We start from the raw sequence: 21,969 nt of genomic DNA on the forward strand, positions 1-21,969 counted from the left end.
CACTTGGCTTCGGTTCCGTAGCGATCCACGCACTCGGTCAGCGACAAGCCCGGCTGAAACTGCACGATGTTGATCCCCATCTCCCACCTCCGTTGCCTTCAGGTGGGGCCATTGTCCAACCGCAGCGTCGCAGATCCTGCAACTGGAGGCTGAGGGATGGGGCTAATCAGGAATCGATAAAGCCTTCGACGATGTAGCGACCGGCACCGGCACGCCCGCCAGTCTGCACGTACTCCCACGCCGCATCGATATCGGCGTCGCTGCGCAGGGTACTCTGGCCTTTGCCCGAGGACGACATCAACGGCTTGACCACGCATGGCAAGCCCACCGCGGCAATTGCATCGCGATACTCCTCGACGGTATCGACAAAGCGATACGGCGAGGTCGGCAGGCCCAGCGCTTCGGCCGCCAGGCGGCGAATGCCTTCGCGGTCCATGGTCAGGCGCGCGGCACGCGCCGTCGGTATGACCTTCTGGCCCTGCTCGCGTTCCAGCGCCACCAGGATTTCGGTATGGATCGCTTCGATCTCCGGCAAACGCGCGCAGTGCAGAGGGGTTGAGCATGTCCAGCACATGCGAGCGGTGCGCCACCTGCATCGCCGGTGCATTGGCATAGCGGTCGGCCGCGATCACTTCCACACCGAAACGCTGCAGCTCGATCGCCACTTCCTTGACCAGTTCGCCCGAGCCCAGCAACAACACGCGGGTGGCAGAAAGCGATAACGGCGTGCCGAGAGTGGTCATGAGCACGGTCCAGAGCGGAAGGGGCCGCCATTCTAACGGTTGACACACCACACGCCGACGAACGGCGGTTGTTTAATTGATATTACATTGATATCTTTTTACAAATCCATAAGGACTAGTAGCGCTCATGAAAGAGAAGCTGATCGGTTCGTTACCCGGCATTCCTGTCGTCGTCGCAGGCGCCGGCCTCCTCGGTGCGGGGTGGTATGTGCTGACGATGATAGCCGGCACCAGCGTCACGCCAGGCGCGTTCGTCGCCGCAGTGCTGGTCGCGGCGACGTGCATTTTCATGTTGGCCGGCCTGTATACGCTGGAGCCCAACCAGGCCGCGGTGCTGAGCCTGTTCGGCAAGTACGTCGGCACCGTCAAGGACGCTGGCCTGCGCTGGAATGTGCCGTTCTATGCCGAGCGTCGCGTCAGCCAGCGCGTGCGCAATTTCGAAAGCGGACGACTCAAGGTCAACGAACTGGATGGCAGTCCGATCGAAATCGCTGCGGTGATCGTCTGGCAGGTGCTGGATGCCTCCGAAGCGGTCTACAACGTCGACGACTACGAGAGCTTCGTACATATCCAGTCCGAAGCGGCGCTACGCGCGATGGCCACCAGCTACCCGTACGACCAGCACGAGGACAGCCAGATCTCGCTGCGCAGCCATCCGGCCGAAATCAGCGAGCAGCTCAAGCGGCATCTGGACGAGCGCCTGACCCAGGCCGGCGTCGACGTGATCGAGGCGCGCATCAGCCACCTCGCCTATGCGCCGGAAATCGCCCAGGCCATGCTGCAGCGCCAGCAGGCCAATGCGGTGATCGCCGCACGTTCGCGCATCGTTGCCGGCGCTGTCGGGATGGTCGAAATGGCGCTGTCCGAGTTGCAGAAGAATGGCGTGGTGCAGCTGGACGAAGAGCGCAATGCGCATATGGTCAGCAATCTGCTCACCGTGTTGTGTCCCGATCGCGGCACTCAACCGGTGGTCAACGCCGGCTCGTTGTATTGAGCCCAGACAACAAAACACCTGCGCCCAGCGCCGGCCGGGCGCAGCCACGGTTCGGCATCGGCCTGTGCCACTCGTACACTGCGCGTGTAGGCGCGCCCTCCACGTCCACCTGGCGACCGCTCGCTACGCTGCGTCAGCCACTCTGAGATCGATCCGATGAATGTCATGGTGCCCCTGGTGGTTGCGCTTTCCGGCTTGCCCGCGCTGGCCATCGCCGCGTCCATCGGCGCGGACGATGACGACCGCGCACGCGGGCTGGGCCTGCGCTGGGCGCTGATCAGCCTGGTGATCCTGGTCGGCGCCGCGTGCCTGTATTGGGCGGGCAACAACCGTGCCGGCATCTATGCGGTGGTGATCGGCATGTTCATCGGCGTCAACGCGTTGATCGTGTCGATGGTGATGCACCTGCGCCGGCACGGCAGCCGCAGAGACGGCGAATGAGCGACAAAAAGGCCTACCCGCTGCGTATCAACGCCGATGTGTTGGCTGCCGTGCAACGCTGGGCCGACGACGAACTGCGCAGCCTCAACGCGCAGATCGAATACGTGCTGCGCGACGCGCTGCGCAAGGCCGGGCGGCTGCCGAAGCCGCAGGGCGAAAAAGAAAAATCCGACAATTGATAACGCGCCGTCGATCATCCAAATGCGACTGCGCACCGGTGTAGCGGTCCGCCCGTCCAGGTCGGTGCGGGTCACAGCGCCTGGCTGGACTGGCAGCGCTCACCTGGCAACGGCTAAGCTGCGTGGATGCGTCATCTTCAACGTGTCCTCTTCAATACCAGCGTGATCGAGCTGTGGCCGGCCGATCTGCTGCGCGCGCGCGGCAATGCGGATGCGCGTGTGCTGGCGCAGGCCGACTGGCTATTGCGACGCAAACGCGATGGGCGCTATCTGGCTGCCCATCTTCCGCAAGGTCTGATGCCGCTGATCCCGCGGTTGGCACGCGAGCCTGGCCTGGACGAAGCATTGGACCGTCTGCAGAGCGCAACCGGCCGCATCGGCCAGGTACACGAGGACACGTTGGCGATCGACGGATTGCAGCGCCGACTGAGCCAGCTCGGGCTCGTCGCCGACGACTACGTGCAACGGACCGGTCTGCAGTTGATTGCCGAACCGGCTGCACTGCAGTTTGCCGGACGCGATCGCTTCAGTCGCCCGCTGTGGCTCAGTGCCAGCGCTGCACGCGCATGGCGACGGATGCGTGCGGCTGCGCTGCGCGCAGACATCGTGCTCGATGCGATTTCCGGCTACCGCAGTCACGACTACCAACTGGGCATCTTCGAGCGCAAGTTCGCGCGCGGGCTCCCCCTGGAGCAGATACTGACGGTCAACGCGGCGCCGGGTTTCAGCGAACACCACAGCGGCGACGCACTGGATCTGGGCACACCGGGCGAGCCACCGGCCGAAGAGTCCTTCGAAGCCACGCCCGCATTCGCCTGGTTGTGCAGCAACGCGCACGCGTTCGGCTACCGCTTGAGTTATCCACGCAACAACCCGCATGGCATCGTCTACGAACCGTGGCATTGGCGTTGGTCGGCGAGATGAGCCGGCCGGACCTCATGCGCCACGCAGCGCGGCTGGACATCACCGCCCGTCGCGTCTGCCCCGCGTGCGAGCGCCCTACTCCTGCGAACGCGGTGTCGGCACCTTGGTCGCCACACTGAAGTCGGCAATCTTCCACAGATAGAACGCGGCATAGGTGCGGTACGGGCCCCACCGTTCGCCGCGTGCGGCCAGTTCCCCGGGAATGGGCATCTGCTCCTGTTTGTCCACGCACTGCGCCCCTTTGCGTACGCCCAGGTCATCGATGGGCAGCAGATCGGGGCGGCCCAGGCGGAACATCAGCATCATTTCCACCGTCCAGCGGCCGATGCCGCGTATCGGCACCAACGCCTCGACGATGGCGTCGTCCTCCATGAAAGCGAGTTTGCGCAACGAGGGGATTTCACCCAACGCTTCGCGCCGCGCCAGATCGCGTAACGCGAGCGCCTTGTTGCCGGAAACGCCGCAGGCACGCAGCGCCGCGTCGTCGATACGACCGAGGGTGTCCGCATGCAGCCGCTGCGCGCCAATCACCACTTTCACCCGCGCCACGATAGTCGAAGCCGCCTTGCCGCTAAGTTGCTGGAACAGGATCGCGCGTGCCAGCGCATCCACCGGGTCGAAAGGTTTGTGCCACCCCGATTGCGGGGCGATCGGGCCGATGCACTTCATCCACGCACCCAGCGCGCGATCGCGCCGGGACAAGTGCGCGAACGCAGCCTCGACATCGAATCCGCGGGCATGGCGCGGCATGCTCAGCGCCTCAAGGCGCCGATGGCCAGCACCACCCAGCCCAGCATCAGGCTGCCCCCGCCGACCGGCGCCAGGGTGGTCGGCCACTGCAGCAACGCGCCTCCGACCAGGCTACCGGCAAACAGCAAGGTGCCGAGCAAAAGCAGGTACAAGCCCACCCGGCCCATCGCGCGCGTTTCGGTGGCGCCCAGCACGGTGAGGACCGCGCCATGGCCGAATGCATACAGCGATGCCAACTGCAGCCGCGACTGCACCAGTGCATCGGCTACGCCGTGCGAGGCGTAGGCCGACAGACCAACGGCAATGGCAGCCAGCAGACCACCGCAGAACGCCAGCAGGGAAGGGTGTTTCTTACGACGATCGAGCAAAGACATGCAGGCAACTTCCATGGCAGCGCCGCAGCGCAAAAAAAAAAAACGCGCCGCAGGACTGCGGCGCGTTTTCGTCTGGATCAGCTCATCGCGGTGAGACGATTACTTGATGGCCCAGTAGACGTCGTACGTGCCGTCCTGGGTGAACGACTTGTCCACGCCGCCCTTCCAGGCTTCGTACGGACGATCGGTCACGTCCATGCCACTGGTGACAGCCCAGGCACGCAACGAGTTACGCACTGCGTCCAGACCGGCCATGTGGCCTGCGTAGGTCGCAAACGCCGAACGGTGCGCCGGAACCCGCTGGTACTTCACCGGCGCTTCGGACGGAATGTTGAGCTTCAGCTCGTCGCCCGTTGCAGCTACCGGGGTTGCATCGGCGGGTGCCGAAGCAGCCGCGTCGTCCTTCTTGGCGTCGGCCTTGGCGGTGTCGGCCTTGGCGTCGGTCTTCGGAGCACCACCAGCGCGCTTGCGCACCGGCTGCACCACGTCGAAGGCATACTTGTCGGAAGCGAAGTCGGTGGTCACGATGCGCACCGGACCAACCGCCTCGAGGCCGTTGGAATCCATCACGCGCTTGATCCACTCCTGGTTGTCCTTGATCGACTTCTTGATCGTCTCGTTGTCACGATCGATGTTGCCCGCGGTGACGACCAACAGGTCCTCGGCCGGCACATCGACGATCTTCAGGTCGCTCAACACCGGCTTGCCGTCAAGCTCGGCGCGGTAGTCGAAGTTCGGCACGGTGGCCAGTGCGGTCGCCAGACGCGACAGACCCAGCTTCAGGTCGTCGCCCACGTGGCGGCTGACGTACAGACCGGCATAGCGACCGAACAGGTTCCAGCCGTACTTGACGCTGTAGTCCTGGGTGATCTTGACGTTCTTGTTGTTCTTGCCGCTCGGCACCAGGGTGAAATTGGTGACCTTGTCGTAGCCCTTGGTGGGATCTTCGATCGCGATTTCAACACGCTCGTTCTTGACGCTGTTTTTGATCTCCCAGCTGCCGTTGCCGATATAGCCCTCGGTGGAACTGTACTCGACGCGCGCACCCTTGCCCTCTTCCGGGCCGGCCAGCTTCAGCTGGATCTTCGGGTCACGCAGCACAAGCGGGTTCCAATCCTTGAAACGACGGAAGCTGTTCACGGTGTCGTAAACAATCGTCATTCTGCGGTTGGTCTCAACACTCTCGGACATCTGCCGCTCCGAGGGCAACACCAAGCCCACCACGACAAACAAGCCAGCCACGATCCCCAAGGCGATCAGGAACTCGATAATACGGGTCATTCAGGAGGTCTCCGGGGCCGATCCCACGGCCGGGTTGAGTGAAGCGAAGCCACCATCCTAGCAGGCTTCGAGAAAGATGTTCAGTTGTGCGACGGGTAGCGCGGTCTTGCGGTGTCATTCACCGCGCGACGCGGCGCGTGGGGGATGCGCAATCCCAACCTGCACAAGGGGTTGGGCGATTGCGCGCCGCTATCATGCACATCACGCGCTGCGTGCGTGTGATGTTGCGGTTGCCAGGCGGCATGAAGTGCCCGTCTCGCGGTCCGACCGGCGCTGCAGCGTCCTGAATGCGAGTCCCGCCCCTGCCGCGGGCCGGCGCGGCGTCGAGGTCGGCGGCGCCGCGCCGATCTCACACCAACTGCAGCTCGAACGCTTTCAGCACCGCGCGGGTGCGGTCGCGTACGCCGAGCTTGGAGAGAATGTTGGAGACGTGATTTTTGATGGTGCCTTCGGCCACGCCCAGCGAGTTGGCAATTTCCTTGTTGGAAAACCCGCTCGCCATCAGCCGCAGGATCTCGGTCTCGCGGTCGGTGAGCGGATCGGGTCGGTCCAGGCTGACGAACTCGTTGCGCATGTGCTCCAGTCCCAACAGCAGGCGCTGGGTCACTGCCGGCTGCACCAGCGAGCCGCCATCGGCGACGGTGCGGATGGCGCCGACCAGTTGTTCCAGCGAGACGTCCTTGAGCAGATAGCCCTTGGCGCCGGCCTTGAGCCCGGCCAATACCAGTTGGTCGTCGTCGAAGGTGGTCAGGATGATGGTTGGCGGCAGGGTGCCGTTGCGCGAGAGCATCTGCAGCGCTTCCAGCCCGGACATCACCGGCATGCGCATGTCCATCAGCACCACGTCCGGCTGGATCTGCGGAATCTGCTCCACCGCCTGCTTGCCGTCGGAGGCCTCGGCCACTACCTCGATGCCGTCGTCCAGCGCCAACAGCGAGCGGATCCCCTGGCGCACCAGGGTTTGATCGTCGACTAGGCACACACGGATCATCACAACACTCCTTGAGTCACGGCCGCAGGCATCAGTGCCGGCGCGCCTGGAACAGCGATGCGCAGCCCGAAGCCGTCACCCCGCCGGGTTTGAATTTCGAGCTGCCCACCATACTGGTTCAGTCGCTCGCGCATGCCGCGCAACCCATTGCCGGGCGCGACCGCATCGGCGCCGTGGCCGTCGTCGCGGGCATCGATCAGCACCGTATCGGCATCGCGGCGCACCTGGATCCACAGGTTGCGCGCGCCGGCATGGCGCACTGCGTTGGTGATGATTTCCTGGGTACAGCGCAGCAGCACATGGGCGCGCTCGGGGTCGTCCAGGGTCAGCGGCTCGGCGATATCCAGGTGGATGTCCAGCGACGGCACCTGGGTGACCAGCGGGCGCAGCGCCGCTTCCAGGTCGATCGCCCCGCTGTCGCGCAGATGACTGACCGCCTCGCGCACATCGGTGAGCAACAACTTGGCCAGCGTGTGCGCCTGCCGCACGTGTTCCTGGGCCTGGCCCTCGGTGATGTGCCCGGCCACTTCTAGGTTGAGACTGAGCGCAGTGAGGTGGTGACCGAGCAGGTCGTGCAGCTCGCGCGAGATGCGGGTGCGCTCGTTGATGCGCGCGCTCTCGGCCAGTAACGCGCGGGTGGCGCGCAGTTCGGCATTGAGCCGGCGTTGCTCTTCGCGCGCATCGGTCTGCTGGCGGGCCACCAGGCTGGTGACGAAGATGAACATCGAAAAGCCGCCGTACAACAGCGACTGCATCAGCGCCGCGAACAGGGTGAAATCCGGACGCAGGTAGTAGAACACCGGCAGCACCGCCAGCTGGCTCAGCACCAGCCACAGCACGCCCACGCGCAGCGGCAGCAGCCACGGGATCACCCCGGCCGCCACCATCATCAGGATGCTGCCGAGCCCGGTTCCGCTCAGATAGCTCACCGCCAGCGCGCAGATGGTGAGCAGCAACAGGATCAGCCGGTCGTACCAGTGCGCGTGGCCGCCGCTGTTCAAGCCGCGGGTCAACCAGAAGTAGCTGGCGCCGAAGCCGATGAAGAATGCCGACATCATCACCGCCTCGGCCACGCTGCGGTGGTCGCCCTCTTCGGCCGGCGGCCAGTAGGTGTACACCAGGGGCATGACGATCATCGCCCAGGTGAACAGGCCGGCGAAGCGCAGGACGCGCGTATGACTGAGGTATCCCAACATGTCCGCATCTTAGGCGTAAGCGACCGCGCTGCCCTCTTGCCGGAAGTCATGCATGCCGGCAGGCGCGGGTATGCACGGGTTGCGGATGTTGGGCCGGCACTGCACCTGTGCTGGCGCGCCGCTGCATGCCGGCACCTGCCGCGCGCGGGCCGATCGCGTGCGGCGGGTCGCCGCTTCAGGCCACGCATGTAATAATCCGACGCAGATCCGATTTCGGGTCGACGCGTTACCCCACGGAGTCCCAATGTCGATCGTCATCCGCGACGTGCGCGAGCACGAGCTCGATTCCGTCCTGGCCTTGAACAACAATGCCGGACTGGCGATCCTGCCGCTGGATTCAAGCAAGCTGCAACGTTTCTATGAGCAGGCCGAGTATTTCCGCGTCGCCGAGCGCGACGGCAACCTGGCTGGCTTTCTGGTCGGTTTCGGAAGTGGCAGTGCGCACGACAGCAGCAATTTCGCCTGGTTCCGGCACCGTCACCCGGAATTCTTCTATATCGACCGCATCGTGGTCGCCAGCCGCCGCCGCGGCGGTGGCGTCGGGCGGGCGTTCTGTGCCGATGTGCAGAGCTATACCGAGCTGCGCTACCCGCAGCTGGCGTGCGAGGTGTTCCTGGACCATGGCGCCGATGCGGCCTTGCTGTTCCATGGCAGCTTCGGCTTCCGCGAGGTTGGCCAGAACACCATGCCCGATGTGGAAGTGCGCGCCAGCATGCTGATGAAAGACATGTGCAGTTATCGGTGGGTCAAAGAGACCTATGGCGGCAAGTTGCCCGACCATTTGCCGTGGGTGGGCCGGCCGCGTCATGCCGCCACCACCGCTAGCCCATCGACGGGGAGCTGAGTTGTGGCAAGTGTGAATGTGGATTTTGAACAGGCCGGCGAACTGAAGATCGGCCAGATAGGCATTGCCAACCTGCGCGTGCGTACGCTGGACGTGCCGCGGCTGGTGCAGGAAATGCGCGAGCGCGTGTCCCGCGCACCCAAGTTGTTCGGCCGTGCGGCGGTGATCCTGGATTTCGGCGGGCTGTCGCAGGTGCCGGACCTGGCCACCGCCAAGGCGCTGCTGGAAGGTCTGCGCGATGCCGGCGTGCTGCCGGTGGCGCTGGCCTACGGCACCAGCGAGATCGACCTGCTGTCCCAGCAGTTGGGCGTGCCGCTGCTGGCCAAATTTCGCGCGCAGTACGAGCCGAGCGCGGTCAGCCCGCCGCCGCCGCCCGCACGTGCCGAACCGGCACCGCCGGCCGCGCGACCGGCCCCGGGCCGGATGCAGCGCACCGCGGTGCGTTCGGGTCAGCAGGTGTACGCGGAGAACTGCGACCTGACCGTACTCAGTACGGTCGGTGCCGGGGCCGAGGTCATCGCCGACGGCAGCATCCATATCTACGGTACCCTGCGTGGCCGCGCTCTGGCCGGCGCACAGGGCAACCCCGACACGCGCATCTTCTGCCGCGACTTCCACGCCGAACTGGTTGCCATCGCTGGCCACTACAAGGTGCTGGACGATGTTCCCATGGACCTGCGTGGCAAGGCCGTCCAGGTCTGGCTGGAGCAGGATCAGATCAAGATCGCTGCGCTTGATTGACGCGGCCCAACCACAGAAATATTCGGAGAAATCCTTTGGCTGAAATCATCGTAGTCACCTCCGGCAAGGGCGGCGTCGGCAAGACCACCACCAGCGCAAGCCTGGCTTGCGGGCTGGCCAAACGCGGCAAGAAGGTGGCGGTCATCGACTTCGACGTCGGCTTGCGCAACCTGGACCTGATCATGGGCTGCGAGCGGCGTGTGGTGTACGACTTCGTCAATGTCGTGCACGGCGAAGCCACGCTCAAGCAATCGCTGATCAAGGACAAGCGGTTCGAGAACCTGTACGTGCTAGCTGCTTCGCAGACCCGCGACAAGGACGCGCTGACCCAGGAAGGCGTGGAGAAGGTGCTCAAGGACCTGGCCGCCGACGGCTTCGACTACATCGTCTGCGATTCGCCGGCCGGTATCGAAAAAGGCGCGTTCCTGGCGATGTATTTCGCCGACCGCGCGGTGGTGGTGGTCAACCCGGAAGTGTCTTCGGTGCGCGACTCGGACCGCATCATCGGCCTGCTCGACTCCAAGACCCGCAAGGCCGAAGAAGGCAAGACGGTGCCGGCGTTCCTGTTGCTGACCCGCTACAGCCCGGGCCGCGTGGAAGGCGGCGAGATGCTCAGCATCACCGACGTGGAAGAAGTGCTGGGCCTGAAGGCGATCGGCGTGATTCCCGAATCCGACGACGTGCTCAACGCCTCCAACAAGGGCGAGCCGGTGATCCTGGATGCCGAGTCCCCGGCCGGCCAGGCGTACGACGACGCAGTCGCCCGCATCATGGGCGAGGAGCGCCCGATGCGATTCACATCCGTGGAGAAGAAAGGCTTCTTCAGCAAGCTGTTCGGAGGGTAAGCATGGGCCTGCTCGATTTTCTCAAGAGCAAGAAGAATACCGCCGAGACGGCCAAGAACCGCCTGCAGATCATCATTGCGCAGGAGCGCAACCACCGCGGCGGGCCGGATTACCTGCCGCTGATGCAGCGCGAATTGCTGGAAGTGATCAAGAAGTACGTCAACATCGATGCCGATGCGGTCCGTGTGGACCTGGTCAAGGATGGCGAACACGACGTGCTGGACATCTCGGTCGCCCTGCCGGAAGACGGCGACAAGTAAACGCCAACAGCGGCACCGCGTTCGCACGGTGCCGCTGTTGCATGTGACCCGACTGCGAGCCATTGCGCGTGACCACTGCCCCCACCGCTGCCGAGGTTCTGTGCGTGGCCGATATCGGCCTGGATGCACCTGCCGCCCTGCTCGCGCGCTATGGCTTGCGCCTGCATCGTGTGGACGCTGGTGCAGCGATTCCGGGCAGTTTCTGGGGCGAACCGGAGGCCGGCATCATCGGCTGCGATGTGTACGTGCGTGACGACACACCGGTGCATTCGCTTCTGCACGAAGCCGGACATCTGATATTGCTATCTGCGGAAAAACGCGCCGCGGTGCATACCGACGCCACCGATTCGGTGGAGGAAGAAGACGCCACCTGTTACCTGCAGATCCTGCTGGCCGAGCAACTGCCCGGCGTGGGCAGCGCGCGCCTGATGGCGGACATGGACAGCTGGGGCTATACGTATCGACTGGGCTCCACGCGCGCCTGGTTCGAGCAGGACGCGGAGAATGCGCGCAGTTGGCTGGACGCACGCGGCTTGTTGCCTGCCTGAGCCTGCGCGGCACGTGCGAGCGGCGAACCAACTGCAGCGAGCAGTCGCAGCAGCGAACGGGCATCGGGCCGGTGTGGCGTTCGCAGGCGCTGCGGCGGACGCGTGGCACCTGCAGGTACCGAGTACCGGACGCACCGTCTGGCCTAGGCGCACTCGGTGGAGTGGTCGCGCTCAGGATCCCGTTGCCGTGGCGCCGGAGAGATCCAGCGTGGCCACCGTGCCCTGCCCTGCATTGGAATCCAGCTGCAGGTGCCAGCCCAGGTGCTCGCACAAGCGTCCGATCAGTTCCAGCCCGATACCGCTCCCCTGGCGTGCGTTGCCGCGCGCCAGGCGCGTGTAGATGGCGCTGATCTCTTCGGGCGTCATGCCATGGCCGGGATCGGCAATGCGGACGACGCCGGGCGCCGACAGCGAGATGCGAATGATGCCGCGGTCGCTGTTTTCGATGGCGTTGCGCAGCAGGTTGCCGATGGCCGTCTGCACGATGGCGACCGGCGCGACCAGGCTGCACGGCGGCAACGGGTCCACGACCAGTTGCAGATCCTTGTCGGCGCACAGGTGCATGTGGTCGGCCACGATGTCCGGCAGCAACTGATCCAGCCACAACGCATCGCTACTGCGCACCAGCCGGCCAGGGTCCTTGGCCAGCACCAGCAGCAAGGTGATCAACTGCTCGACCGAGGTGCTGGTCTGCGCAATGCGCTGCAGCTGGTGGCGTACCGCCGGCGGCGTGCCGGGTTGCTCCAGCGCCAGCTCCACCGCATTGCCGATCACCGCAATGGGCGTGCGCAATTCGTGGCTGGCGCTGTCGATGAAGGCCCGCTCACGGTCGACGAACTGGCTGTTGCGCTCGAGATAATCGTTGAGCGCATCGGCAATCACGTACAGCTCGGCGCTGCCCTGTGGCCCGACCGCAATCTGCTGCGCGCGCTGCTCTGGACGCAACGCGCCGATGTCGCGCGCCAGCTCCACCAGCGGGCGCACCAGCCGGGCCATCGCATACGTGCCCATCAGCAAGGTGACGCCGATCAGCGCGATGCCGGCGGCCAGCATCCAGCGGGTGAGGAATTTTTCCAGCGCTTCGAAATCGGTGATGTCCAGCACCAGCGCCAGGCGGCCGGCATGCGCGGTGTCGCGCACCATCACCGCACTTTGGCGGCCGGCGATCTCCAGACCGTCGTGCAAGCCGGGATGCAGGGTGCGCAAGACCGGCGGTGTGTGCGCGACGTCGTCGACGCGGTACAGCCGCAAGGTGTCCGAATCCTGCCAGTGATACTCCGGGTTCTGCACGCTGCGCTCGAGGATGCTGTCCAGTTCGGAATTCAGCAGCGAGCGCCACACGCCGTGTTCGGCGCGTTCGTGCAGGTACTGCGCGGTGCCGAACACCGCCAGCGTCATCAACAGCGTGTAGCCAAACAACCACACGAGCACGCGGCGACCCAGGGGGCGCTGTTTAGACATCGCTGCAGTCGCCAGCGTCAGCGGCATCGGCCGCATCCAGCTGCGCCAGCCGGTAGCCGAGCCGCGGCAAGGTATGGATCAGTTTTTGCGCGAACGGGCCGTCCACGCTGCGACGCAACTCGTAGATATGCGAGCGCAGCATGTCGCCGTCGGGCGGGTCGTCGCCCCACAACGATTGTTCCAGGCGTTGCCGCGGCACCGCGGCCGGGCTGGCCTGCATGAGCACTTCCAGCAACTTGCGGCAGGCCGGATACAGGTGCAGCACCTGGCCGGCGCGGGTGGCTTCCAGCGTGGCCAGGTCCAGGCTCAGGTCGGCCACTTGCAGCAATTTTCCGCGGCGACGGCCGTGCGCACGCGCCAGCAAGGCTTCGATGCGCACCTCCAGCTCGGGCAATGCGAAGGGTTTGGTCAGGTAGTCGTCGGCGCCGGCGCGGAAGCCGGCGATCTTGTCCGGCAGTTCGTCGCGTGCAGTGAGCATGATCACCGGCAGCTCGGACTGGTGCTGCTCGCGCAGCCGGCGCAGCACTTCCGGTCCATCCATGCGCGGCATCATCCAGTCCAGGATCAGCACGTCGTACTGCTGGGTGGTGGCCAGGTGCAGGCCGGTGACGCCATCGGGCGCGGCGTCCAGGGTATGCCCGCGCGCTTCGAAATAGTCGAACAGGTTGGCAACCATATTGCGGTTGTCTTCAATGACCAGCAGCCGCATGAGCGGGATTCCAGGACGGCCCGGCAGGCACAGTGTGCGCATGCTAACCGAGGCCGGCCAAACGCGACCGGTATCGCCGGTACGGCCCTGCAATCGGTTGCGCTTCCGCACCCGCGCACGGCGATGCCTGCGCTGCGGCGCGCGATCACCCGGGCTCGGCTCCGACAAATTTCCGACCCACTTGCCAAATAGTGTCTGCCCGCATTTACTCAGGGCGTGCGCGTGTCGACTGCCATCGCTGCCTCCTCATCCCGCCAGCGTGCACTGCTGGCCGCGCTGCTGTTGATCGTCCTCAGCCTGCTGGCCGGGCTGGGCATACGCCAACCAAATCCACCGGACGAACCGCGCTTCGTGCTGGCCGCGCGCACCATGGTCGAGACCGGTCAGTGGCTGTTGCCGCACCGTGGCAGCGAGTTGTACGCAGAAAAACCGCCGGTCTTCATATGGCTGCAGGCGGCAACCTACGAGTTGGTACCGCACTGGCCGGTGGCTTTCCTATTGCCGTCGCTGCTGGCCGCGCTGGCCACGTTATGGCTGACCTGGGATATCGCGCGCCGGCTATGGACTCGGCGCGTGGCGGCCCATGCGGTGCTGGCCCTGTTCACGGTGCTGCAGTTCGGCCTGATGGCCAAGCGTGCGCAGATCGATATGGTATTGGTGGCGCTGACCACCCTGTCGTTGTGGGGAATGCTGCGGCACCTGCTGCGCGGGCCGGACTGGCGCGCATGGACGCTGGGCCTGTTTGCTGCCGGTGTCGGCACGGTGACCAAGGGCGTCGGTTTTCTGCCGCTGCTGCTGTTGCTGCCGTGGATGGCGCTGCGGCGTACGCATTGGCGCGTTTTGCCGTCACGCGCGCTGGCAGGACGCAGCTGGCTGCTGGTGCTGCCGACGTTCGTGGCCGGTACGGCGGTGTGGCTGGGGCCGCTGGGCATCGCGCTGTGGCACAGCGACGACCCGCAGCTGCATGCCTATGCGCACGAGCTGTTGTTCAAGCAGACCGGCACGCGCTACGCGCACGCCTGGCATCACGTCAAACCGTTCTGGTACTATCTGCAGGTGATCGCCACCTTGTGGCTGCCCGGCTGCCTGTTGTTGCCGTGGCTAATGCCGGCCTGGTGGCGGCGACTGCGCCGCGGCGACTCACGCTATGTGCTGCTGCTGGCCTGGAGCGTATTGGTGCTGCTGTTCTTCAGCGCCAGCCCGGGCAAGCGCGAGGTCTATATCTTCCCGATGCTGCCGGCGCTGTGCATTGCCGCGGCGCCGCTGCTGGCCGGGTTGTTGCGCCGGCGCGGCGTGCGAATGCTGCTGACCGGGTATGTGCTGCTGCTGGCCGTCGCCGGCCTGGTGCTGGGCGGCGGCATTGCGCTGCATCTGCACTGGGCCGAAAACACCGCAGTCAAGCGCGGCATGGAGCTTGCCTCGCTGCAGTCGGTGGGTCTCTGGTTGATCGGCCTGGGCGTGGTCGGCCTGGCCGCGATTGCATGGTCGCGCGGTAAACGCGCGGGCACCGCGCTGGTGGTGATGACCGCCGCGCTGTGGACGGTGTTCGGCCTGGGCTTGATGCCCACGCTGGATCCGTACAGTTCGTCCGCAGGTTTGATGCAGCGGGTGGGCCAGCGCATCGGGCCGGACGCGCAGCTGGGCATGCTGGCCTGGCGCGAGCAGAACCTGCTGCAGGCCGATCGCCCGGTGACCGACTTCGGCTTCAAGGCGAGCTGGCAGGACCAATGGGCCAAGGCCGGCCCGTGGCTTGCGCAAGCGCCGCACACCCGCTGGCTGTTCGTGCTCAAGCAGGCTGTGCCGGCGTGTATCGATCCGGCGCAGCGCATCGATATCGGCGAGTCCAATCGCAATCAATGGCAATTGCTGCCGGGCACGGCGTGGCATGCCGCTTGCATGGCCACTGCGTCCGACGCCGAACAAACCGGTAGCGAAGGCGATGCAGACTGAACGCTTGTGTCGGGTTAACGGCCGAGCAACCACGGTCCGACCGCTTTCCGACATCCGGGTTTCGAAGATGTCGGGCATTGACACGGCCCGACATCTTAATGACAACCCTTCCCATCCGGACACCGACCGTGGCGCATAGCGCCAGCGGCATGGAGACGCACTTTTTTGTGCGCCATCTGTGGCTGCCCCTGGCCTGCGTCCTGTTGGCGAGCGCGCTGCTGATGGGCGCTGGTGGTGACCAATGGATTGCCGATGCGCTGTATCGGCTGGAAGGCGGGCACTGGCTACTCAAGGACCACTGGTTCACCAGTGGCGTGATCCACCGCGTGGGTAAGTGGTCGAGTACGGCAGCCGGAGTTGGGGTGCTGGTGCTGGCCATTGTTGCGTGGTGCAGGCCGCGCCTGAAGGTGTTGCGTTGGCCGCTGACTTACCTGACCGCCTCCGTCGCGATGTCGACCTCGCTGGTGTCGCTGCTCAAGTCATGGACGGCGATGGATTGCCCGTGGGATCTGAGCCGCTATGGCGGTACGCAAGCGATGATCGGGCTATTCGAATCGCGCCACGGCATTGCCGCGTCCGGTTGTTTTCCTGCCGGCCATGCCAGTGCCGGTTATGCGTGGGTGGCACTGTATTTTTGTGCGCTGGCTCTCCGCCCTGCATGGCGGTTTGCAGGTTTGTTCATAGGCTTGGCAGCAGGTCTCATTTTCGGTGTTGCGCAACAATTGCGCGGCGCGCATTTTCTCTCGCATGACCTGTGGTCGCTGGCGGTGTGCTGGGTGAGCGCACTTGCCCTGTACTGCGTGATGCTGCAACGGCCGCGTCGCGCGCTTGGATTGACGTTGCTCTTGGGGGATGTGGAATGAACACCTGGTTGCCAGAACCGCGCAAGCGCAGTGGCCTGCGCGCGCTGACATGGAGTACGCGGCCGACGGTGTCCACCGAAGTGCTGGTGCTGCTTTCGAGCCTGTTTTTCGCATTGGTGTGCAATCGGTTGTTCTGGCGCACGGCCATGGCCACGCATCCGGGCAGCATCGGGTTTGCGATCTCGTTGATGGCGCTGCTGGTGGCCGTGCATGCGCTGCTCCTGGGCGTCCTGGTCTGGCGCTGGAATGCAAAGCCGCTGCTGACGCTGCTGCTGTTCACCACCGCCCTGGCCGCGCACTACATGGACAGCTACAACGTCTATCTGGATGCGGACATGCTGCGCAATGTGCTGCATACCGATCACAAGGAATCGCGTGAATTGCTCACGTCGGGCCTGATCCTGCCGCTGGTGTGCTACTTCCTGATTCCGACCGCATTGCTGTGGCGCACACGTTTGCGCGCACGCAGCGTGGGCAAGGCGCTGCTGGTGCGATCGGGTTTCCTGCTGGTGGTGGCGGTGGTGGGCGCTGCTGGCGCCATGCTCTCGTCGCAGGATATCTCCGCATTGATACGCAATCATCGCGAAGTGCGTTATTTGGCTACACCGATCAATTACATCGTGGCGTTGCGGCAAAACCTCAAGTCCGAATCACCGATCAAGCGTGCCCCCAAACAGCCGATCGAACACGACGCCACGGCAACACCGCGCGCACCCGGTAGCCGCCCGCGCCTGTTGCTGGTGGTGCTGGGCGAAACCGCGCGCGCGCAGAACTGGGGTCTCAACGGCTATGCCCGCCAGACCACGCCGGAGCTGGCGCAGGCAGGGGTGATCAATTTCCCGGACATGCATTCGTGCGGGACCAGCACCGAGGTCTCGGTGCCCTGCATGTTCTCCCCCTACGGCCGTCGCGATTACAACGAAGACATGATCCGCGGCCATCAGTCGTTCCTGCATGTGCTGGAACACGCTGGCATTTCGACGCTGTGGCGCGACAACCAGTCCGGCTGCAAGGGCGTGTGCGACGGCTTGGAGATCCAGAAGCTGGACGATGCCACCACACCGGGCCTGTGCACCGATGGCCGCTGCATGGACGAGATCCTGTTGAGCGATCTGGCTGCGCAGGTGCACGCAAAGCCTGGCGACCGCGTGGTGGTGGTGCATCAACTGGGTAGCCACGGCCCGAGCTACTTCGAGCGGTACCCCGCGCAGTTCGAACGCTTCAAGCCGGTGTGCAAGACCGCAGATCTGGGCAGCTGCGGCCGCCAGGACATCGTCAACGCCTACGACAATTCGATTTTGTACACCGACCATTTCCTCAATCAGGCCATCCACGCGCTGCGCGGCCTGCCTGACTACGACACGGCGATGATCTATCTCTCCGATCATGGCGAATCGCTCGGCGAAAAAGGCCTGTACCTGCACGGCGTTCCGTATGCCATCGCGCCCAAGGAGCAGACCCATGTGCCGATGGTGATGTGGTTCTCGCCGGAGTTCGCGCGCGATCGCGGCCTGGACGAAGCCTGCCTGCGTCACCGTGCCGGGCAATACACCGATCAGGATGCGCTGTTCCCGTCTGTCCTGGGGTTGATGCAGGTCAAGACCAGCGTCTATGCGCCCGAGCGCGACCTGTTCGCCAAGTGCACCGGCACGACGCTGCGCTGATCGCCAACGCCTGGGTCTGCCCGCCCCATCGCATGCGTGGCCGGCGTTGCCCCTTGCCCTGAAACCCGGCGCACTCTAGCCTTCGCCGGACTTCACTGCAAGGACCACCCGTGAATCCTCGTTTGCTGTTGCTGGCGTTGGCTGTGGCTGCCGGCACCCTGAGCCTGTCGGCCTGCCGCCGGGATGCGGCACCACCGAACAAACCTGTCGTGAGCAAGACCGCGCCGGCCGAAAGCGCCGACCAGTTCGTTGCGCGCATCAGCGCCGAATACAAGGCGGCTTATCCGGAAACCACTGCTGCGCAATGGCTGTCGTCGACCTACATCAACGGCGATTCGCAGTTGCTGGCGGCCAAGGCCAACGAACGCTCGCTGGCGCAGCTGGATCGCTGGATCGAACAATCCAAACAGTACGCCGGCACACCGATGTCGGCCGACAGTGCGCGTGCGCTGCAGTTGCTCAAATTGCTGAGTGCCCTGCCCGCACCACGCGACCCGGCCAAACTGGCCGAACTCACCCGCATCGCCGCCAAGATGGAAGGCGATTACGGCGCCGGCAGCTACTGCGTGGGCGAAGGCGAACAGCGCCGTTGCCGCCAGCTCGGCGAGTTGGAGCAAGTGCTGGCCAGTAGCCGCGACTACAACGAACAACTCGACGCCTGGCAGGGCTGGCACAGCACTGCGCAGCCCATGCGCAAGGACTACCAGCGCTTCGTGGAACTGGCCAACGAGGGCGCACGCGGGTTGGGTTTCGCCGACGTCGGGGTGTTATGGCGCAGCGGCTACGACATGCCGCCGACGCAACTGGCCAGCGAAACCGACCGCCTGTGGGAACAGGTCAAACCGTTGTATGCGCAGTTGCAGTGCTATGCGCGCGGCAAGCTCGATACACAATACGGCAAGGACAAGGGCGAGGTCGCCGGCGGCCTGTTGCCGGCGCATCTGATGGGCAATATGTGGCAGCAGGACTGGAGCAATCTGTGGGATCTGCTGCAGCCCTACCCCGGGGCCGGCGATCTGGACATCACCTCCGCGTTGGAAAAGCAGTACCAGGGCAACCTCACCGCAGTGCTGGCGCGCAACACCGGCGGCGACGGAGGCGCGGCTGCACGCTTCAACGCCGAACGCGAAGCGCAGCTGCGTACCGCCAAGCAGATGACCGAACGCGCGCAGGATTTCTACACCTCGCTGGGCATGCCCAAGCTGCCGGACACCTATTGGCAGCGCTCGCAGTTCATCAAGCCGCTGGACCGCGATGTGGTCTGCCACGCCAGCGCCTGGGACATGAACATGGGCGGCGAGGCCAACCAAAATATCGGTGCGGACGTGCGCACCAAGATGTGCATCAGACCCACCGAAGAAGACTTCACCACCATCTACCACGAGCTGGGCCACATCTATTACGACCTGGCCTATAACCCGTTGCCGCCGCTGTTCCAGAACGGCGCCAACGACGGCTTCCACGAAGCGATCGGCGACACCATCGTGCTGGCGATGACGCCGAAGTACCTGCAGTCGATCGGCATGGTGGGCGAACAACAGACCGGCCGCGAGTCGTTGATCAATTCGCAGATGCGCATGGCGCTGAGCAAGGTGGCGTTCCTGCCGTTCGGCCTGATGATCGACCGATGGCGCTGGGGCGTGTTCGACGGCTCCATCACGCCCGAGCATTACAACCAGGCCTGGTGGGAACTGAAAGTCAAGTACCAGGGCGTGGCGCCGGCCAGCGCGCGCGGCGAAGAGTTCTTCGACCCTGGCGCCAAGTACCACGTGCCGGGCAACACACCCTACACGCGCTATTTTCTGGCGCATATCCTGCAATTCCAGTTCTATAAGGGCCTGTGTCAGGCCGCCGGCCATCAGGGACCGCTGTACGACTGCAACTTCTACGGCAACAAGGACGCCGGGCAGAAGTTCTGGTCGATGCTGCAACGTGGTGCCAGCCAACCCTGGCAGGCCACGCTCAAGGAACTTACCGGCAGCGAACGCCTCGATGCCGGCCCGTTACTGGAATACTTCGCGCCGATCCAGGAGTGGCTCAAGCAGCAGAACCAGGGACGTCGGTGCGGCTGGGACACTGCCAAGTCGACAACACCGCATTGAGCCCCCATCAAGCGTGTTGCCTGAGGCGCAGCAACACGCAAGGAAAGCTAAGCACGCTTAAAAACGGCGGAGATTTTTAGAATCAAGCCGCAAATAAGACCAAAGAAAAATCCTGCGAAATGCGCGGCCGTGGCAGCATTCTCCGACATCAATTCGGCCCCCAACACTCCCAGAACAGCAAGATTTGCAACAAACAGACAGAACCCTTTCGGCATAAGGGATCGACTAGTAAAACCCGAAAAAATAACGAAACCAAAGAGGGCATACACACCACCAGACAACCCTCCGTAATTATCAAACAAATGACCCCCGCAATTCATTTGCGCATACGCAGCAATTATATTCCCAAAGAAGAACACCATAAAGCTCACGTATCCCAACAAAGCAGATGAGAGCACACCCACAAAAAATAGAAGCGCGGCATTATTTATAAAATGATATAGTGAGTAGTGCAGGAATGGACCCGAAACAAAACGCCAGTACTCACCAGAATTAATTGGCGAATACATTGCACCTATTCGCTTAAAGACCAAGTCGTTGCTACCAAGGCGCTCCATCATTAGAAGCTGAAAGCATCCTGCAGCCAGAATTAATCCCATCCAGATTAGCCCACCTTGACGCGACCGTTTATCGACTTTAAGCCATCGAAAAAACATAGCTCGCTGTACAAGACCGGCTTTTGAACCTATTCCCACGCAATAGTCAAGAATAAGAGCACCCGCGAGACTCACGGACAGGAGGCCAATATGAAATACTTTAGAACCCATCTGCTGAAAAGCAACGATACAGAGGAGCATACCAAAAACAAGTAATCCAACGGATATTCTCTTGTAGTTGCCCTGCACGGACTTAAATGCGACGTGTTCCAGCTCCGGTATAAGAATCGGAGGAAGGAATTTCGTTGAGTTAGGTGACGCAATCAGCATTGAGTTCGCTGGCAACCACCTAGACGCAAGATTCATGGCATCTTGCAAGGTAATGCTTTTAGGCTGCCGACGATCAAATAAGGACCACTGCCTTTGCTCATTATCAGGGAATCCCTGCCCATCATCCCATCGCTTATAACCATCCATCACTAATAATCTCTTCCAATGCAACTTATTGATCGAACAAGTCAGATTCAACTCACTTCATTGCACTTCAGTCTACATCCCCAACCAGATCTTGCGGATACACACATTTGTGCGATTACGCATCGACATTTTACACGCCAGCCCTCTAAAGTAAGGACTGGCGTGCGTTTTCTATCACTCAACTATTCGGCCAAATATTGAGCAATGGCTAAACCTGCAGCAGCCCCAAGAGCTAGGCCAATAACCGGCGCACTGATGGGAGCAGTAGCGATGGCAGCACCTGTGCCAAGCACTGTCAAAATCGCACCTGAACCTTCATAGCCAGAGATACCACCGCTGACCAATTGAACTTCATCAATTGACATTGCACGCATCGCAATACTCCTTTACTTCGCTATTGGACACAAGACCCTTGTGTCATGGGGCCGACAACGCGGCAGATGTCAATTTCCCAGAAAGAACGTAGCGACAACTAGCCATGTGCCCGCCAGTACCTGTGCAATGTGCTGACACCTCACCAAGCAATCGATATAGGCTAGAATCCTCGAATAAATTGTGATATAATTCACATAAATAGAAATCGTCTACATTATTAGGTAAAGTGCCGCAAGCCAGCCGCGAGGCACTGATTAACGCACAGATGCGCATGGCGTTGGACAAAGTGGCGTTCCTGCCGTTCGGGCTGATGATCGACCGCTGGCGCTGGGGCGTGTTCGATGGCTCGATCGGCCCGGACCGCTACAACCAGGCGTGGTGGGAACTGAAGGCCAAATACCAGGGCGTGGCCCCGGTCACGCCGCGCGGCGAGGCGTTCTTCGACCCCGGCGCCAAGTACCACGTTGCGGCCAACACGCCGTACACGCGCTACTTCCTCTCGCACATCCTGCAATTCCAGTTCTACAAAAGCCTGTGCGATGCCACCGGCTATAAGGGCCCTCTGTACGCCTGCACCTTCTACGGCAACAAGGACGCCGGGCAGAAGTTCTGGTCGATGCTGCAGCGTGGTTCCAGCCAGCCCTCGACGTCCCCCCGTCCT

The 21,969-nt window shown here is 63.3% G+C and carries 22 protein-coding genes, 1 other RNA gene and 2 pseudogenes; 15 read left to right on the forward strand and 10 right to left on the reverse strand.

Translation table 11 applies throughout. From position 1 onward, the window contains the following. Window positions 1–172 precede the first annotated feature (172 nt). Window positions 173–743: pseudogene (locus XAXN_RS10105) on the reverse strand (ATP-grasp domain-containing protein); the annotation flags it as partial. Between the two features lie 127 nt (window positions 744–870). Here XAXN_RS10105 and XAXN_RS10110 point away from each other — a divergent pair. The 5 genes from XAXN_RS10110 (at window position 871) to XAXN_RS10125 (ending at window position 3,281) form a co-directional block, all read left to right on the forward strand. Continuing rightward, window positions 871–1,737 carry an SPFH domain-containing protein gene (locus XAXN_RS10110; RefSeq protein WP_054319447.1) on the forward strand — a complete coding sequence of 289 codons (867 nt, stop codon included), beginning with the start codon at window positions 871–873 and terminating at the stop codon, window positions 1,735–1,737. A 62-nt stretch (window positions 1,738–1,799) separates the two neighbouring features. After that, window positions 1,800–1,876: non-coding RNA, sX9 sRNA (locus tag XAXN_RS21165), on the forward strand. A 17-nt stretch (window positions 1,877–1,893) separates the two neighbouring features. After that, entirely contained in the window at window positions 1,894–2,178 is a 285-nt protein-coding gene (locus tag XAXN_RS10115) for a hypothetical protein (protein WP_054319448.1), read from the forward strand. Next, window positions 2,175–2,357 (forward strand): type II toxin-antitoxin system antitoxin, encoded by a 183-nt coding sequence (locus XAXN_RS10120; protein WP_054319449.1) that lies wholly within the window; start codon window positions 2,175–2,177, stop codon window positions 2,355–2,357. The genes XAXN_RS10115 and XAXN_RS10120 overlap by 4 nt, the downstream gene beginning before the upstream one ends. A gap of 126 nt (window positions 2,358–2,483) precedes the next feature. Then, window positions 2,484–3,281, forward strand: coding sequence for a M15 family metallopeptidase (locus XAXN_RS10125; RefSeq protein ID WP_054319450.1), 798 nt, complete (start codon window positions 2,484–2,486; stop codon window positions 3,279–3,281). A 75-nt stretch (window positions 3,282–3,356) separates the two neighbouring features. On the opposite strand, the gene XAXN_RS10130 is transcribed toward XAXN_RS10125, so the two are convergent. The 5 genes from XAXN_RS10130 to XAXN_RS10150 form a co-directional block, all read right to left on the reverse strand. Beyond that, window positions 3,357–4,031, reverse strand: a complete 675-nt coding sequence (locus XAXN_RS10130) for a DNA-3-methyladenine glycosylase family protein (protein WP_054319451.1) — start codon at window positions 4,029–4,031, stop codon at window positions 3,357–3,359. 2 nt (window positions 4,032–4,033) lie between these two features. Continuing rightward, entirely contained in the window at window positions 4,034–4,420 is a 387-nt protein-coding gene (locus tag XAXN_RS10135; protein WP_054319452.1) for a DUF423 domain-containing protein, read from the reverse strand. 84 nt (window positions 4,421–4,504) lie between these two features. Next, entirely contained in the window at window positions 4,505–5,686 is a 1,182-nt protein-coding gene (locus XAXN_RS10140; RefSeq protein WP_054319453.1) for a polyketide cyclase, read from the reverse strand. A gap of 349 nt (window positions 5,687–6,035) precedes the next feature. Further along, window positions 6,036–6,677 (reverse strand): response regulator, encoded by a 642-nt coding sequence (locus tag XAXN_RS10145; protein ID WP_054319454.1) that lies wholly within the window; start codon window positions 6,675–6,677, stop codon window positions 6,036–6,038. Then, a complete protein-coding gene (locus XAXN_RS10150) occupies window positions 6,677–7,873 on the reverse strand; it encodes a sensor histidine kinase (protein WP_054319455.1) in 1,197 nt (398 codons plus the stop codon). Before XAXN_RS10150 ends, XAXN_RS10145 begins: the two co-directional genes overlap by 1 nt. 244 nt (window positions 7,874–8,117) lie before the next feature. Here XAXN_RS10150 and XAXN_RS10155 point away from each other — a divergent pair, with 244 nt between their 5' ends. The 5 genes from XAXN_RS10155 to XAXN_RS10175 all read left to right on the forward strand — a co-directional run bounded on the left by XAXN_RS10155 (window position 8,118) and on the right by XAXN_RS10175 (window position 11,111). Then, window positions 8,118–8,717, forward strand: coding sequence for a GNAT family N-acetyltransferase (locus XAXN_RS10155; protein ID WP_054319456.1), 600 nt, complete (start codon window positions 8,118–8,120; stop codon window positions 8,715–8,717). Window positions 8,718–8,720: 3 nt separating this feature from the next. Next, window positions 8,721–9,458, forward strand: coding sequence for a septum site-determining protein MinC (gene minC / locus XAXN_RS10160; RefSeq protein ID WP_054319457.1), 738 nt, complete (start codon window positions 8,721–8,723; stop codon window positions 9,456–9,458). A gap of 35 nt (window positions 9,459–9,493) precedes the next feature. Next, window positions 9,494–10,303: a septum site-determining protein MinD gene (gene minD, locus XAXN_RS10165; RefSeq protein WP_054319458.1), complete on the forward strand. Its 810-nt coding sequence runs from the start codon at window positions 9,494–9,496 to the stop codon at window positions 10,301–10,303. Window positions 10,304–10,305: 2 nt separating this feature from the next. Then, window positions 10,306–10,563: a cell division topological specificity factor MinE gene (gene minE / locus XAXN_RS10170; protein WP_003484370.1), complete on the forward strand. Its 258-nt coding sequence runs from the start codon at window positions 10,306–10,308 to the stop codon at window positions 10,561–10,563. Between the two features lie 62 nt (window positions 10,564–10,625). Next, window positions 10,626–11,111, forward strand: coding sequence for a hypothetical protein (locus tag XAXN_RS10175; protein ID WP_054319459.1), 486 nt, complete (start codon window positions 10,626–10,628; stop codon window positions 11,109–11,111). Between the two features lie 171 nt (window positions 11,112–11,282). On the opposite strand, the gene XAXN_RS10180 is transcribed toward XAXN_RS10175, so the two are convergent. Further along, window positions 11,283–12,599: a sensor histidine kinase gene (locus tag XAXN_RS10180; protein ID WP_054319460.1), complete on the reverse strand. Its 1,317-nt coding sequence runs from the start codon at window positions 12,597–12,599 to the stop codon at window positions 11,283–11,285. Beyond that, the gene (locus XAXN_RS10185) at window positions 12,565–13,281 is read right to left on the reverse strand and encodes a response regulator transcription factor (RefSeq protein WP_054319461.1); all 717 of its coding nucleotides are present in this window, start codon (window positions 13,279–13,281) and stop codon (window positions 12,565–12,567) included. Before XAXN_RS10185 ends, XAXN_RS10180 begins: the two co-directional genes overlap by 35 nt. Before the next feature lie 216 nt (window positions 13,282–13,497). On the opposite strand from XAXN_RS10185, the gene XAXN_RS10190 reads away from it, so the two are divergent. From XAXN_RS10190 to XAXN_RS10205, 4 genes are all read left to right on the forward strand, one after another. Then, window positions 13,498–15,231, forward strand: a complete 1,734-nt coding sequence (locus XAXN_RS10190) for an ArnT family glycosyltransferase (protein WP_054319462.1) — start codon at window positions 13,498–13,500, stop codon at window positions 15,229–15,231. A gap of 98 nt (window positions 15,232–15,329) precedes the next feature. Then, entirely contained in the window at window positions 15,330–16,094 is a 765-nt protein-coding gene (locus XAXN_RS10195) for a phosphatase PAP2 family protein (protein WP_054319463.1), read from the forward strand. Next, window positions 16,091–17,758 carry a phosphoethanolamine transferase gene (locus tag XAXN_RS10200; RefSeq protein ID WP_054319464.1) on the forward strand — a complete coding sequence of 556 codons (1,668 nt, stop codon included), beginning with the start codon at window positions 16,091–16,093 and terminating at the stop codon, window positions 17,756–17,758. Before XAXN_RS10195 ends, XAXN_RS10200 begins: the two co-directional genes overlap by 4 nt. Before the next feature lie 110 nt (window positions 17,759–17,868). After that, on the forward strand, window positions 17,869–19,860 hold the full coding sequence (locus XAXN_RS10205) for a M2 family metallopeptidase (protein WP_054319465.1): 1,992 nt from the start codon (window positions 17,869–17,871) through the stop codon (window positions 19,858–19,860). Window positions 19,861–19,907: 47 nt separating this feature from the next. On the opposite strand, the gene XAXN_RS21175 is transcribed toward XAXN_RS10205, so the two are convergent. After that, complete coding sequence (locus tag XAXN_RS21175; RefSeq protein ID WP_134980123.1) at window positions 19,908–20,984, reverse strand: rhomboid family intramembrane serine protease; 1,077 nt, start codon at window positions 20,982–20,984, stop codon at window positions 19,908–19,910. 131 nt (window positions 20,985–21,115) lie between these two features. Then, a complete protein-coding gene (locus XAXN_RS21180) occupies window positions 21,116–21,307 on the reverse strand; it encodes a hypothetical protein (RefSeq protein ID WP_134980122.1) in 192 nt (63 codons plus the stop codon). Window positions 21,308–21,525: 218 nt separating this feature from the next. On the opposite strand from XAXN_RS21180, the pseudogene XAXN_RS10210 reads away from it, so the two are divergent. Next, a pseudogene (locus XAXN_RS10210) lies at window positions 21,526–21,969 on the forward strand (M2 family metallopeptidase); the annotation flags it as partial.

It is taken from the genome of Xanthomonas axonopodis (genome assembly GCF_001304695.1).
Taxonomy (GTDB): domain Bacteria; phylum Pseudomonadota; class Gammaproteobacteria; order Xanthomonadales; family Xanthomonadaceae; genus Xanthomonas; species Xanthomonas axonopodis.